The 13,212-nt window shown below is 60.4% G+C and carries 16 protein-coding genes, 2 tRNA genes and 2 pseudogenes; 8 read left to right on the plus strand and 12 right to left on the minus strand.

Going from position 1 to position 13,212, the window contains the following annotated elements:
- Positions 1-71: 71 nt before the first annotated feature.
- The gene (locus B9A31_RS05895) at positions 72-389 is read right to left on the minus strand and encodes an SCP2 sterol-binding domain-containing protein (RefSeq protein WP_016487959.1); all 318 of its coding nucleotides are present in this window, start codon (positions 387-389) and stop codon (positions 72-74) included.
- Positions 390-446: 57 nt separating this feature from the next.
- Positions 447-1,157 carry a histidine phosphatase family protein gene (locus B9A31_RS05900; protein WP_025753703.1) on the minus strand — a complete coding sequence of 237 codons (711 nt, stop codon included), beginning with the start codon at positions 1,155-1,157 and terminating at the stop codon, positions 447-449.
- A 197-nt stretch (positions 1,158-1,354) separates the two neighbouring features.
- Between B9A31_RS05900 and sohB the strand changes: the two genes are divergently transcribed.
- Positions 1,355-2,374, plus strand: a complete 1,020-nt coding sequence (gene sohB, locus B9A31_RS05905; RefSeq protein WP_019096524.1) for a protease SohB — start codon at positions 1,355-1,357, stop codon at positions 2,372-2,374.
- A gap of 154 nt (positions 2,375-2,528) precedes the next feature.
- Positions 2,529-2,602 (plus strand) — tRNA-Cys (locus B9A31_RS05910).
- A gap of 97 nt (positions 2,603-2,699) precedes the next feature.
- Here the strand turns inward: B9A31_RS05910 and B9A31_RS05915 are convergent.
- Positions 2,700-2,915, minus strand: a pseudogene (locus B9A31_RS05915) (integrase); the annotation flags it as partial.
- 45 nt (positions 2,916-2,960) lie between these two features.
- Positions 2,961-3,077 (minus strand): annotated as a pseudogene (locus B9A31_RS26925) (DUF159 family protein); the annotation flags it as partial.
- A 239-nt stretch (positions 3,078-3,316) separates the two neighbouring features.
- On the opposite strand from B9A31_RS26925, the gene B9A31_RS27675 reads away from it, so the two are divergent.
- Positions 3,317-3,502 (plus strand): hypothetical protein, encoded by a 186-nt coding sequence (locus B9A31_RS27675; protein WP_016711433.1) that lies wholly within the window; start codon positions 3,317-3,319, stop codon positions 3,500-3,502.
- A 516-nt stretch (positions 3,503-4,018) separates the two neighbouring features.
- Here B9A31_RS27675 and B9A31_RS27390 read toward each other — a convergent pair.
- From B9A31_RS27390 to adhP, 3 genes are all read right to left on the minus strand, one after another.
- Positions 4,019-4,255, minus strand: coding sequence for a hypothetical protein (locus B9A31_RS27390; protein WP_081717231.1), 237 nt, complete (start codon positions 4,253-4,255; stop codon positions 4,019-4,021).
- 264 nt (positions 4,256-4,519) lie between these two features.
- Positions 4,520-4,726 (minus strand): DUF6434 domain-containing protein, encoded by a 207-nt coding sequence (locus tag B9A31_RS05930; protein WP_019096526.1) that lies wholly within the window; start codon positions 4,724-4,726, stop codon positions 4,520-4,522.
- Positions 4,727-4,815: 89 nt separating this feature from the next.
- Positions 4,816-5,826: an alcohol dehydrogenase AdhP gene (adhP, locus tag B9A31_RS05935; protein WP_019096527.1), complete on the minus strand. Its 1,011-nt coding sequence runs from the start codon at positions 5,824-5,826 to the stop codon at positions 4,816-4,818.
- Positions 5,827-6,209: 383 nt separating this feature from the next.
- Here adhP and B9A31_RS05940 point away from each other — a divergent pair, with 383 nt between their 5' ends.
- Positions 6,210-6,407, plus strand: coding sequence for a hypothetical protein (locus B9A31_RS05940; protein WP_016711430.1), 198 nt, complete (start codon positions 6,210-6,212; stop codon positions 6,405-6,407).
- A 1-nt stretch (position 6,408) separates the two neighbouring features.
- Here the strand turns inward: B9A31_RS05940 and B9A31_RS05945 are convergent, their stop codons facing one another.
- Both B9A31_RS05945 and B9A31_RS05950 read right to left on the minus strand, forming a co-directional pair.
- Positions 6,409-6,822 (minus strand): DoxX family protein, encoded by a 414-nt coding sequence (locus B9A31_RS05945; protein WP_027615020.1) that lies wholly within the window; start codon positions 6,820-6,822, stop codon positions 6,409-6,411.
- Between the two features lie 104 nt (positions 6,823-6,926).
- A tRNA-Leu gene (locus B9A31_RS05950) sits at positions 6,927-7,011 on the minus strand.
- 201 nt (positions 7,012-7,212) lie between these two features.
- On the opposite strand from B9A31_RS05950, the gene B9A31_RS05955 reads away from it, so the two are divergent.
- The 4 genes from B9A31_RS05955 to B9A31_RS05970 all read left to right on the plus strand — a co-directional run bounded on the left by B9A31_RS05955 (position 7,213) and on the right by B9A31_RS05970 (position 10,544).
- The gene (locus tag B9A31_RS05955) at positions 7,213-7,482 is read left to right on the plus strand and encodes a hypothetical protein (protein WP_019096529.1); all 270 of its coding nucleotides are present in this window, start codon (positions 7,213-7,215) and stop codon (positions 7,480-7,482) included.
- A gap of 84 nt (positions 7,483-7,566) precedes the next feature.
- Entirely contained in the window at positions 7,567-8,727 is a 1,161-nt protein-coding gene (locus B9A31_RS05960) for a two-component system sensor histidine kinase NtrB (RefSeq protein ID WP_019096530.1), read from the plus strand.
- 5 nt (positions 8,728-8,732) lie between these two features.
- A complete protein-coding gene (locus B9A31_RS05965) occupies positions 8,733-10,178 on the plus strand; it encodes an ATPase domain-containing protein (protein WP_019096531.1) in 1,446 nt (481 codons plus the stop codon).
- Between the two features lie 12 nt (positions 10,179-10,190).
- Positions 10,191-10,544 carry a response regulator gene (locus B9A31_RS05970; protein ID WP_016711425.1) on the plus strand — a complete coding sequence of 118 codons (354 nt, stop codon included), beginning with the start codon at positions 10,191-10,193 and terminating at the stop codon, positions 10,542-10,544.
- Between the two features lie 45 nt (positions 10,545-10,589).
- On the opposite strand, the gene csrA is transcribed toward B9A31_RS05970, so the two are convergent.
- The 3 genes from csrA to modC form a co-directional block, all read right to left on the minus strand.
- Positions 10,590-10,787 carry a carbon storage regulator CsrA gene (csrA, locus tag B9A31_RS05975; protein ID WP_004375914.1) on the minus strand — a complete coding sequence of 66 codons (198 nt, stop codon included), beginning with the start codon at positions 10,785-10,787 and terminating at the stop codon, positions 10,590-10,592.
- 253 nt (positions 10,788-11,040) lie between these two features.
- Entirely contained in the window at positions 11,041-12,063 is a 1,023-nt protein-coding gene (locus tag B9A31_RS05980) for a DNA topoisomerase IB (protein ID WP_019096532.1), read from the minus strand.
- Positions 12,064-12,120: 57 nt separating this feature from the next.
- Positions 12,121-13,212, minus strand: a complete 1,092-nt coding sequence (modC, locus tag B9A31_RS05985) for a molybdenum ABC transporter ATP-binding protein (RefSeq protein ID WP_025753707.1) — start codon at positions 13,210-13,212, stop codon at positions 12,121-12,123.

A 13,212-nucleotide genomic window follows, 5' to 3' on the forward strand; every position in this document is an offset into this window, starting at 1 on the left:
ACCGAATGCCGGGCAAAAAAAAACCGAAGCCGCGAGGGCTTCGGTTTTCGATCATCCGGAATCCCCAGCCCTCAGGACGGGAACAGCTCGCTGAGTTTCATCGACAGCATCATGTCGCCTTCAACGCGCAGCTTGCCGCCCATGAAGGCCTGCATGCCGTCGGTTTCGCCACTGACGATACCCTTCAGGGTTTCGCTGTCCATTACCAGGGTGCAGTTGGCATCCGGGTTTTCGCCTTCCTGCAGGTCGCAGGTGCCGTCTTTGACGATCAGCGCGTACTGCTTGCCTTCGTCGGTGATGTTGAAGCCGAACACCAGGTCCAGGCCGGCGGCAGCGGATGGGTTGAACTTCTCTTGCATCTTTTTGACGGCATCAGCTACGGAGGTCATGGCGCATTCCTTATAGAGTGATTTACACGTCCCCGCAGGGACACAACAAAGCCGGGCTTATCGATAGGTGACAAACTCCGGCGCCCTCAACAGCTGCACATGGGCTTGGCTGTTGAAGGAAGCCAGTGCCACGTCGCGGCCGCGGAACTTCAGCTGGCTGAGCGACGTGTTGATGATCTGCCAGTTCAGCGCGAACGCCTGGCTGGGGGTGATACGGGTAACCAGGTGGAGCAGGGCGGCAATGGTGCCGCCCGAGGTGAAAATGGCGATATTGTCGCCGCTGCCGGCGGTATCCAGTACGCGTTGCAGCCCACCCTGTACGCGGGCAGTAAAAGCTTGCCAGGTTTCCAGGCCGTCGTCGGCATGCTCCCCGTCGTGCCAGCGCTGCACCATCAAGGCGAACAGGCGCTGGAACTCGCTGCGGTGCTGCGCAGCATTGCGCAGGATGTGCAGGGCGTTTGGCTCTTGCGGCAGCAGCTCGGGCAACAGGGCACGGATGACGCCGTCGGCATCGAACTCATTGAACGCCGCGTCGGTCTCAACCGCCGGCACCGGGCAGCCGTTGGCCTGCAAGGCCTCCAGGGCAAGGCGCGCGGTATCCTGCTGACGGCGCAGGTCGCCTGCCACGCAGCGGTGCAGCCGCACACCCAGTTGGGCAAGGTGCTCACCCAGGGCCTGGCTCTGGCGCACGCCCACGGGGGAGAGAACGTCGTAGTCATCGGCACCGAAGGAGGCTTGGCCATGTCGGATCAGGTAGAGGTTGCCCACGAAAGGTTCCGGCCTGTTGGAGGTTGCTGCGAGGTTAGGATGCGCCACACGGGCTGTCAACGAAAAAACATACAAGCGTTTGAAAAGGTTGTTTGAAAGATGTTGCCAGCGTTTGCACCGGCTGGCAGCACCTCGGGTGCAACGGTATGCTTGCAACAGTTACGCGCCGCCGTGGCGCAGGTATTTAAGGAGTCAACGTGGAGTTTCTTGCCGAATACGCAAGCTTTCTCGCCAAAACCGCCACCCTGGTCATCGCCATCCTGGTGGTGCTGTCAGCCATCGCCGGGCTGCGCGGCAAGGGGCGGCGCAAATCGGGGGGGCAATTACAGGTCACCCGCCTGAACGAGTTCTACAAGGACCTGCGCGAGCGCCTGGAGTCCGGCCTGCTGGACAAGGCCCAGCTCAAGGCCTTGCGCAAACAGCAGGCCAAGGCGGAAAAACGGCAGAAGAAGGGCAAGGCCGAGGAAAAGGGCCGGGTCTTCGTGCTGGATTTCGATGGCGACATCAAGGCCTCGGCCACTGAAAGCCTGCGTAACGAAATCACCGCGCTACTGACCCTCGCCACACCGCGTGACGAAGTGGTGCTGCGCCTGGAGAGTGGCGGTGGCCTGGTGCACAGCTACGGCCTGGCAGCTTCGCAGCTGGCGCGCATTCGTCAGGCTGGCATCCCGCTGACCGTGTGCATCGACAAGGTGGCCGCCAGCGGTGGTTACATGATGGCCTGCATCGGCGAGAAGATCGTCAGTGCGCCGTTCGCCGTGCTGGGTTCGATCGGCGTGGTGGCGCAGCTGCCTAACGTCAACCGCCTGTTGAAGAAGCATGACATCGACTTCGAAGTGCTGACTGCTGGCGAGTACAAACGTACCCTCACCGTGTTTGGCGAAAACACCGAGAAGGGCCGGGAGAAGTTCCAGGAAGACCTGGACATCACCCACCAGCTGTTCAAGGACTTCGTTGCACGCTACCGTCCACAGTTGCACATTGACGAAGTGGCCACCGGCGAAGTCTGGCTCGGGGTTGCGGCACTCAACCGAAAGCTGGTGGACGAACTGCAGACCAGCGACGAATACCTCAGCGAGCGTGCGCGCAATGCCAACCTTTTCCACCTGCACTATGCCGAACGCAAGAGCCTGCAGGAACGCATCGGCATGGCGGCGAGCGGCACGGTGGAGAACACGGTGGTAGGTTTGTGGAGTAAACTCGGGCGTCTGCGCTAACACCTTGAACCCGTTGAAATTTTTTTTCGTTCAGGGGGTTGCAAGGTTAAAGGAATGAAGACATAATGGCGCCCATCGAAACGCAGCAAACTTTGAAAAAGGTTCAGCGTTTCAAGGAGATAGCAAAGCGCAAGCAGCTAGATCCGACCTTTGAGGCCGAGTAGCAAAGTGGTTATGCTCCGGATTGCAAATCCGTCTACGCCGGTTCGATTCCGACCTCGGCCTCCACCATTCGAAAGCCCCGCAGACTAACGTCTGCGGGGTTTTTATTTATGGGTCAAAAAAGCCAAGAGTTCCGAAACTTTTGGCATGGAGTTTAAAAAACTCAGCCTTTGGAGAGCTTGGCGATGGCGCCAACGCGACGATAAACGCGCTCGGCGATCCCCTCTTTTGAGTGATCCAGCAGCAGGCTTGCAGCGCTCAGGTCGTTGATCTCGGATGCTGCCTTCGGTCTGATGTTGCGGAACTGGAACTGGGCGATACGGTTGGCCAGATCCGGCTTTTTCTCGACCTCGGCCTTCACTCTGGCATCCTCTCGGGCTGCGTGAGTACCACCAAGCCCAGGACTGTGGCGCACCGCTAAGGAGATAAGCTTGGCACCTTGGTTGCGTACATTCCCTACGGCGGCGCTCACCCGGTACCATTCAAAGGCGTCGGCCGGTTCGCTCAAGTTGAGCACCAGTTGCTCTGCATGCTCGCTCGGCGATTCTCACGCTACTGCTGCAGTACTGGAACTGACGCTAGCCACAGACCAGGCTCATGCAGCTTGTCAGCGGCGGCGGCTGGTTAGGCATGCGGGGTTTTCGAAAGAACCTGCCGAGTTTTGCGTTGAATAGGCTGGTAATTTTCAGTATCTGGCTCTTATTCATACGGAATCTGTCAATAGCCTGTATAGTGACTGCGTAGCCGTGTTTTGCGGCTGCTCACTATGAGGTTGCTTTTATGCTCCAGGCCATATCCCCCGAGACGCAGCGTGCCCATGAGCGCTTGAATGAACAGACTCAATTGTTCGTCAAGCTGGGAGGCCAAATTGAAAGCGTTCCTGCAGGAGTCAGCGGGGTGCTAGCTAGCAAGCCGAAGTCTGTTTGGACCAACCCTCAAACGGCCAAGTCCATCCACAAGCGATAGCGCGTCAAAGTGCACTACTTGGTTGCTTCATTGCGAACGCGAGGGCTCAAGTATGTTTGATGCGCCAAGTGATTTAGATATTTCTGGGTGGATTGGAGTCAGCGAGACGGAAGTAGCTTTTTACCGGGGTAGTATGTTTCGATTGAAGGATGATTCGTGGCTCATCCATTTTTCTTTCGCAATGCTCCGAGCGCTACGCCAGAGGCTTACTGACGGTTTACCCTCCTTGTCACAGTTGAAAACCAGGCGACAGGCGTATGAGTGAGTTGGATTGAGCGTACGATCCTGACGCGGTGCCGTTCGGAGAAAAGCAGCAGGCAGATAGAGTTGTACGAAGTGGCAGAAAACTACACCTAGCGCCGCTAATCCACGCAGCCCATCAAGGTGTGAGTAACGTTCGTTCATCGGTAGGCCTTCGTTTGGGTCGCGCGACTCTATTCGCAACACTAGAGTTTCCCAATACTTCGGCCACCTCAATCAAAAAACACGGTGGAATCGCAGCCTTGCGCATCCGTTCTAGCCTTCAGGCAAGGTTACGCCACAGACAAAATCACGCGACCCCAGGCGATGCGAGCCGAACTCCACGACGTAACCTTCCCCTCGGCGCTTTGCCTCTGCTTCGGCCGTCTTCTGATCGGCATAGACGTCGACAAAATGCCATGGATGCCTGTCTCTCAGAACGCCCCATCCCAGAACCCAGCCCGCTCTGGAAGGATCTGGCGGTAGATGCTTGGCCAAGCTTCGAATCGACATGCCCATCTCCTCGTGTGTACAGGCTCGATGCTGCATCTTGAGCACTTATTTTGAACCGCACCACCCATACGTGGGTCATCAGAAGGGAGGGCGGTAAAGACGCTCCGGTTCCCTCACCACGTATTGAAATGTTCACAAGCTAAGGTTGAGCTCAAGCCCATTCCACCAGCGAGGTCGTCAGGAAATGGATTATTCCAGCATGGTTGAAGCGTTGGACAAGATGTTGGAGAAAGCAGCTGCAACGCAGGTGCCCGCCAATGAAAGTCAGCGATGCATCCGTAACCATTCATCCGCGACGTCTCCCATAGTGGACGGCGTGCCGCTCTTGATCCACGCCATGAAGGCTCCGTCGAACTTGAATGCCTGGCCACACTCGCCGAGTAGAAACTGACGCACCTTCTGCGTGTTGCGGTAGTGCTTGTCCAAGGGCGTGGTGCGGGTAATCGGCCCAGCGTGCCAGTCGAAGCTCATGGTCTGTTCCTTGACTATGAAAAGGGCAAAAGCCCGTGAATGATCATCCACGGGCTTTTGGTCGTTCGAAATGATCGGCCTTCAGGCTATCAACCTTCGAACTGGATCACCATGCGGCCTTTGATCTTGCCTTCCAGCATCTCGTCGAAGATCTGGTTGATGTCCTCGATCGGCCGCAGGGTTACCTTGGGCACTACTTTGCCTTCAGCGGCGAACTGGAAGGCCTCTTGCAGGTCTTGCCGTGTGCCGACCAACGAGCCAACCACTTCGATCCCGTCCAGCACCAGGCGGGGGATATTCAGGTCCATGGACTCTGACGGAAGCCCCACGGCAACCAGGCGGCCGCCTGCGCGTAGCGCGTCCACGGCCGAGTTGAAGGCGGCTTTGGCAACGGCGGTAACCACAGCAGCATGGGCGCCCCCGGTCTTGGCCTGGATGACCTTCGCGGCGTCTTCGGTGCGCGAGTTGATAACCAGGTCGGCGCCCATTTCGCTGGCGAAGCGCAGTTGCTCTTCATTGACGTCAATGGCGATCACTTTGGCGTTGAACACGTTCTTGGCGTATTGCAGCGCCAGGTTGCCCAGGCCGCCGAGGCCGTAGATGGCGATCCATTGGCCTGGGCGGATGTTGGAGATTTTTACCGCCTTGTAGGTGGTCACGCCGGCGCAGGTAACGCTGCTGGCGGCGGCGGAGTCGAGGCCGTCAGGTACTTTGACCGAATAGTCGGCTTTGACGATGCAGGCTTCTGCCATGCCGCCGTCTACGGTGTACCCGGAATTCTTCACTTCGCGGCACAGGGTTTCGTTGCCGCTGGTGCAATAGTCGCAATGCCCGCACCCCTGATAAAACCATGCCACGCTGGCGCGGTCGCCCGGCTTGAGCGAGGTAACGCCCGGCCCGACTTCCTGGACCACGCCGATGCCTTCGTGGCCCAGCACGACGCCGGTCTTGTCACCGAAGTCGCCATTTTTTACATGCAGGTCGGTGTGGCACACACCGCAGCATTGCATCTTCAGCAGCGCTTCACCGTGTTCGAGGGGGCGCAGGGTTTTCTCAACCACATCCACGCGACGGCCTGGCGCAACAACAGCAGCTTTCATATGAGCCTCCGTGTCTATCCGAGTGAGCTTGGGTTATCGCTGGGTTAGCATAGCCCTTGCGTCGCCAGGCAAAACTGCTTCAGGTCATGGAGTGCGTTAGCGCCATAAAAAGAAAAGCCCGCGGCAATGATGCGGCGGGCTGCAAGAACGTACGGAGCAGGGTCAGTGTGCCCATCCGTTTGTCAGTATTTCGTGAAGTGCAGGTCATGAGGGTGTCATGTGGGTAAAAGCATAAAAAAGCCCGCCATGAGCGGCGGGCAAAAGACGTTTGAAGGGAGAGCCTGCAGGTTGCGCCCGGCTGGTTAACCCAGGATTAAGTGGCAACGCATTGACCTTGGAACCTGATCAGCCTATACAGGCCTGCCATCACGCCAGGAGCCAGCATGCACGACGAAGACGACCTGCACGAACCCGAGCACGATCACCTGCTCGACCATGAGTTTCTCTACGACGACGTGGAGCACGAGGCAGATGCCCAAGGCGCCGAGGATGAAGTGGAAGAAGACGAGGAAACGCTGGATGACCTCGATGACGAGGAGCGGGATCACCCAGCCTGGTTCGACGATTGCGAAGACGACTGACCTAGCGGCCGTCCAACGAGAAGCGCCCTGGGCCGCTCACGGCCAGCATTAGCAGGCCGCCCATGATGGCGAGGTTTTTCAGGAACTGGGTCATGTTGGCACTGCGCTCGGGGTCGACCATGTTCCAGAACGGGTGGCCCAACAGCGCCGTGCCCAGCACGAACAGTGCGAACAGGAACGCCAGTGGCCGGGTATAGAAGCCCAGGATCAGCAGGATGCCGACCACGAACTCCATGAGCACGGCAATCGCTGCCGCCAGCATGGGGGCAGGGGCACCCAGCGAGGTCATGTAGCCGACCGTGCCGTCAAAGCCGGTCAGCTTGGCCCAGCCAGACAAGACGAACAGGATCATCAGCAGCACGCGGGCTATCAGGATAATGATGTCGCGTTGGCCATCGAACAGGGAGTAGCGCATGGCGGCGTTCCAGTGGACGAGTACAAGTTCCACTCTAGCAGCTGCGCGGGACATTGCCGGCAGGCAGCAAAAAGGCGCCGCAAGGGCGCCTTTTCAACGAAGTTTGGTGCGAGTGGCGGGACTCGAACCCGCAAGGCTCACGCCGACAGATTTTAAGTCTGCTGTGTATACCAATTCCACCACACTCGCACGCTTGAAGGGGTCGTAACGACCAGCTCGCTTCTAAGCAGAAGGGCTTCGCAATCAAGCGCGCTTTATAACCCATTGTTATAGTTGAGTCAACTGCAGCACCTATGATCAACAGAGTGAAGGGTCGAGCGAACGGGTAATTGACACCTTGCTGTCATTACGCCACTGTTACCCTTTTATTGGATCCAAGAGTATGCGGCGATGACTCAGTCTGACGGTTGCGAGCGTGTCGTGCGCCCACGGCTGTTCTGGCGGCTGCTGTTTGCGCAGGTGATCGTGTTGGGCGCTTTTCTCTACCTCAGCCTGGTCAGCCTGGGTGTTTACCTGCTGATGTTGGGGTTCGATGCCGAACATCCGCAGCGGCTGATGGCCCTGGCAGGTGGCGGGGTTATCATGCTGGTTGGCCTGTGGCTGCTGAAAGTCGCCATGCCGCGACGCATCAGCCCGATACTGGTCGAGCCTGAACGGTGACCCACGGTAGCTGCACGGCTGTTTGTCGCCGGGCGTGTTCGGCTAAGCTCATTTTGTTCCTCCCGCTGTACCAGTGGAGCTTGCATGGTTTCAGCTGACTGCCCCGACCACCCCGTCATGCCTGCCCACCGCTACGAGCAGCTGGTTCAGTCGGTGGTGGACTACGCCATCTACATGCTTGACCCTGCCGGCCATGTGGTGTCGTGGAATGCCGGTGCGCAACGGATCAAGGGTTACCGCGCCGATGAAGTGATCGGCAAGCATTTCTCGCTGTTCTTCACGCCGCAGGACTGTGCCGACGGCCGCCCGGAGCGCTTGTTGCGCCAGGCGCTGGAGCAGGGTGTAGCGCAGGATGAAGGGTGGCGCGTGCGCAAGGATGGTACACAGTTCTGGGCCTTGGCGGCGCTGGACGTGATCCGCGACGACCAGGGCCAGATCATCGGCCTGGCCAAAGTTACCCGGGACATCACGGACCGCCGCGAGTCGGCGATGCAACTGGACGCGGTGCGCGCCCAGCTGTTCCAGGCACAGAAACTGGAGGCCCTCGGCCAACTGACTGGCGGGCTGGCGCATGACTTCAACAACATGCTGACCATCATCATCAGTTCGGCGCGCCTGGCGATAGCCACCCAGGACCCGGCGCGTGCCCAGCGCATGCTGCAACATATTCTGGATGCCGGGCAGCGAGGCACTGAACTGACCCAGCAACTGCTCAGCTTTGCCCGCCACCGCAAACTCGATGTGGCGTGTGTAGCGCCGGCAGACCTTGTAGCTGCCACGCGTGGGCTCCTGGAACATGCCCTGCCCAGTTCGATTGACCTGCAGGTGCAGTTGCAGGCGGACTTGCCGCTGATCGAAGTGGATGCCGGGCAATTGCAGATGGTGCTGCTGAACCTGTTGTTCAACGCCCGCGATGCCATCGCAGGGGAGGGCCGGATAGGCTTGTCGGCCGAAGTAGTCGAACTGGCGGGCGACGTGGAAGGGTTGCAAGGCCGTTTCGTGCGTTTTGTGGTGGCAGACAGCGGCGAAGGCATTGCGCCTGAGGTATTGCCACGCATCTTCGAGCCGTTCTTCACGACCAAACCTTTCGGCAAGGGCACTGGCTTGGGCCTTAGCCAGGTATATGGCTTTGCCAGGCAGAGCGGCGGCGCCATTTTTGTCGACAGTGAGCCCGGCCACGGAACTTCCATGCAACTTTACTTGCCAACGTATCAGGACAAGACCCACAGCAATCTCGACAGGTGAGCATCATGGCACAGGCACTCAGGCGGCTGGTGACGGGTATCGAAGGGCTCGATGCCTTGCTCAAGGGTGGCTTGGTAGCCGGTGCCTCCTACATCATTCAGGGCCCACCGGGTGCGGGCAAGACCATTCTCGCCAACCAGCTGGCCTGCGGCCATGTACGCGGCGGTGGCCGGGTGCTGGTGGCCACCTTGCTGAGCGAGTCGCATGAGCGGCTGTTCCAGTACCTGGGCACGCTGGACTTCTTCGACCCTTCGCTGGTCGGCGACCAGATCCAGTTTGTCAGTGCCTTCGACACCCTTGAGCAGGAAGGGCTGGATGCCGTTGTGCGGCTGTTGCGCCAGGAAATCGCCCGGCAGCAGGCCAGCTTGCTGATCGTCGACGGTGTACTCAATGCCCGGGTGCGCGCGGAAACTGCGCTGGACACCAAGAAGTTCGTCTCCGAGCTACAGGGTCATGCGGCCTTCGCCGGCTGCACGGTGCTGCTGCTCACCAGCGCACGGCTGGACGAGGGCAGCCCGGAACACACCATGGTCGATGGCGTGATCGAGTTGGGTGAGCAACTGGTGGGCAGCCGCGCCGTGCGCCATATCCAGCTGCGCAAGACGCGCGGCAGTGGGGCGTTGTCGGGGCGCCATGAGTGCCTTATCGATGAAAGCGGCATGCATGTCTACCCGCGCCTTGAGGCGTTGTTCAGCCACCCCAGCCAGCTGGGCAGCACCATTCCTGCTCGCATCAGCAGCGGTGTGCCAAGCCTGGATGAAATGCTCGACGGCGGCCTGTCCACGGGGTCGGTCAGCTTGCTGATCGGGCCTTCGGGTATTGGCAAGACATCCTTGGGGCTGGCCTTTCTGGGGGCCAGCACTGCGCAAGCGCCGGGGCTGCATTTCGGCTTCTACGAAACCCCCGAACGCCTGCGTAGCAAGGCTGCATCGCTGGGTTACGACTTTGCAGCGATGGAACGCGCCGGCAGCCTGCAGCTGTGCTGGCAACCGACCACCGAAGGTTTGTTGGACCAGGTAGGGGCGCGCCTGCTCGAACGTGTCGAGGCGCAGGGCTGCAAGCGCGTGCTGATTGATAGCCTCGGGGCGTTCAGCCGACTGGCTGTTGACCCGGCGCGTCTCAATGCATTTTTCCGCGCCTTGACCGGTGAACTGCGCGCGCGTGATGTGAGCGTGATGCTGACCTGGGAAATGCGCGATATCTTCGGCTCGGAAATCAGCGCCCCGGCCCCGGACCTGTCGAGCATCGTCGACAACCTGATGCTGATGCGCTTCGTCGAGCTGGATTCGCAGCTGCGGCGCATGCTGTCGATCCTCAAGGTGCGTGACAGTCACCATGACCCTGCTTTGCACGAACTGCTGATGGGGCCGCAAGGCATTAGCCTGCGCAAGGCGTTCGAAGGCGCCTGTGGCGTGCTCTCGGGAACGCCGGTGCCGCAAGGGGGCGGGTGACGGAGCAGGCCCATGAACACCATCCTGATCGTCGATGACGAGTACCTGATTGCCGATATCCTCGGTTTTGCCCTGGAGGACGAAGGCTACCTGGTGGAAAAGGCGAGCAATGGCTGCAAGGCGCTGGAAGCGCTGAAGGAGAAGCGTGTTCAGCTGGTCATCACCGATTACATGATGCCGCTGCTAAACGGTGAAGAGCTGGTGCGCTCGATGCGTGAAGACCCGGCCTTGAGCGAGTTACCGGTCATCCTCATGAGCGGCGCACAGGCCAACCAGGGATGCCCGGAACTGTTCGCCGCCGTGTTCGACAAACCGTTCGACATGGACTGTATGGTCGCCAAGGTGCACGAACTGCTCGGCACCTGAGGCGTGGGGCGATCAAGCGCGTCCGTGCGGCTTGAGGCAGGTCGCTCAGTGCGAGTCGTCGTGCTTTTCCGGGGCCGGGCTGCCGGCCTGGATGCGCTTGAAGATTTCTTCGCGATGAACCTGAACATCTTTCGGTGCATCGATCCCGATCCTCACCTGCATCCCTTTGACGCCCAGAATGGTGACTTTGATGTCATCGTTGATGACGATGCTTTCGCCAACCTTGCGGGTGAGTATCAGCATGTAGATCTCCTTGGTGATGTAAAAGACCGCCAGGCTAATTGCCTTGGCGGCGGGAGCGGGTCCCTCTTCCTTCTCATTAAAGACGCTTTCGGCGGATAGTAATTCCCCGACAGACAAATTCTGTTGCGAGTCTTCAGTTGCAGGTGCCGAAGCAAACCGTCAGCGTTTTGCCGGTCAAGGTGCTCGGTGGCAAGAATAGGGCGCTTGGCGGCCAATGGGAAATTTCTTCGCATCATGGGGTGAATAGACAGGCTTAATGGTCATCCTGTTCCTCAAGTGCCTGCAGAAATATCAGCAATGCCACTTCTTCGGGGTCCAGCCCTTTGCGCACTCGGCTTTTCGGCAAGTTGGCCAGGCGCCCCAAGGCATAGTGCTCAAGTACCGCAGGATGTATATAACAACGCCTGCACACTGCGGGCGTATTGCCAAGGCGTTTGGCGACCTGGCGGACTACTGCGGCGACCTGGCGTTTGGCCTCGGCGTCCGGCTCCCAGGCCAAGGGCTTCAGCAGGTCCAGGGCCAGGCTGCTGCCGGCCCAGGTGCGGTAGTCCTTGGCGGTGAAGTCGGCGCCGGTCAGCTGCTGCAGAAACTGGTTGACCTCGCTGGAGCCGACGCTGTGGCGCTGGCCGTCCTCATCCAGGTATTGAAACAGTGCCTGTCCGGGCAGCTCCATGCAGCGTTTGAGCAGGCTGGCAAGCCGCCGATCGTTGAGGGTGACGTTGTGCTCCACGCCGCGCTTGCCGCGGAACTGGAAGCGGATGGTGCTGCCTTTGATCTGCACATGACGGTTGCGCAGGGTGGTCAGACCATACGACTGGTTGTCGCGCAGGTAGCGTTGATTACCAATGCGGATCAGGGTGTGGTCGAGCAAGCTCACTACCAGCGCCATCACTTTTTCCCGGTCCAGGCCTGGCCGTGCCAGGTGGCTCTCCAGTTGTGCGCGCAGTTCAGGCAGGGCCTGGGCAAAGGCCAGCATACGCCCATACTTGTGCTGGTCGCGCAGCTCGCGCCACTGCGTGTGGTAGCGATACTGCTTGCGGCCACGCGCGTCGCGGCCGGTTGCTTGCAGGTGGCCCTGTGGGTCGGGGCATATCCACACATCCGTGTAGGCCGGCGGAATCACCAGCGAAGCGATACGGGCGAGGGTTTCGCTGTCGCGAACCCGTTGGCCATCGGTATCCAGGTAGATGAAACGGTCGCGCCAGCGTCTCCGGGTCAGGCCCGGCTGGCTGTCGTCAACGTAGTGCAGGGTGCGTGGCAGGGGGCAGTCGAGCATGGGCGGCAGGCCTCGATCAAGTCACTGATCAATGGACAACGCCCGTGTAAAGGATGCTCAGCCCAACAGGGCCACCGACTTGATCTGGGCAAACAGCGCCTGGCCCGGGTGCAGGCCGAGCTGGTCTGCCGAGAAGCGGGTGATGCGGGCGAGCAAGGCATTGCCGCCGGCATCCAGGCTCACCAGCACATGGGCCGGGTTATCGGCCGGGCGGCTTTCGCGCACACGCACCGGCAGGCGGTTGAGAATGCTCGATGTGCTGTCAGCCGTCAGCGCCAGGCTGACGTCCCGGGCCTGCACCTTGACCCGCAGGGTACTGCCCATCACATGTGCCGTGTGGGCGATGCGCAACAGCGGCCCGCCGCTGCCGGGCAGGCGCAGGTCGAGCAGGTCGTAGTGCGGGTCATGCCCCACCACCATGCCGTCGAAGACGACGCCGGCATCCTCGCCCTGGGCCAATGACAGATCCAGGCGTGCCAGGGTTTCGCCGATCGGGCCGCTGGCCACCGCCTTGCCTTGCTCCAGCAGTACCAGGTGGTCGGCCAGGCGTGCCACTTCATCCTGGGCGTGGCTGACATACACCAGTGGAATGTCCAGTTCGTCGTGCAGGCGCTCCAGGTAGGGCAGGATCTCGCGCTTGCGCGGCCCGTCCAGGGCCGCCAGAGGCTCGTCCATCAACAGCAGGCGCGGGCTGCTGAGCAGGGCGCGGGCAATGCCCACCCGCTGCGCTTCGCCGCCAGACAAGGTGGCAGGACGGCGTTCCAGCAAGTGGCCGATGCCCAGCAACTGGCACGCCTGCTCCAGGCTGACCTTGCGCTCGGCAGCCGCCACCCGGCGCCAGCCGAATTCCAGGTTGCCGCGCACCGACAGGTGCGGGAACAGGCTGGCCTCCTGGAACACATAGCCAACCGGGCGCAGGTGCGGTGCCTGGAAGTAGCCGCGGGCACTGTCTTCCCAGACTTCGCCGTTAACCTCGATGTAGGCGCTGGCGGCCCGTTCCAGCCCGGCCAGGCAGCGCAGGCAGCTGGTCTTGCCAGAGCCCGAGTGGCCGAACAGCGCGCTGATGCCGCGCCCCGGAAGGTGCAGGTCGACGTCCAGGGTAAAGTCGTCGCGCGCCAGGATCAGGCGCGCCACAATCGATGCGGTCAT

Origin of the sequence: Pseudomonas sp. URIL14HWK12:I5 (assembly GCF_900176445.1) — a bacterium.
Lineage (GTDB): Bacteria > Pseudomonadota > Gammaproteobacteria > Pseudomonadales > Pseudomonadaceae > Aquipseudomonas > Aquipseudomonas monteilii.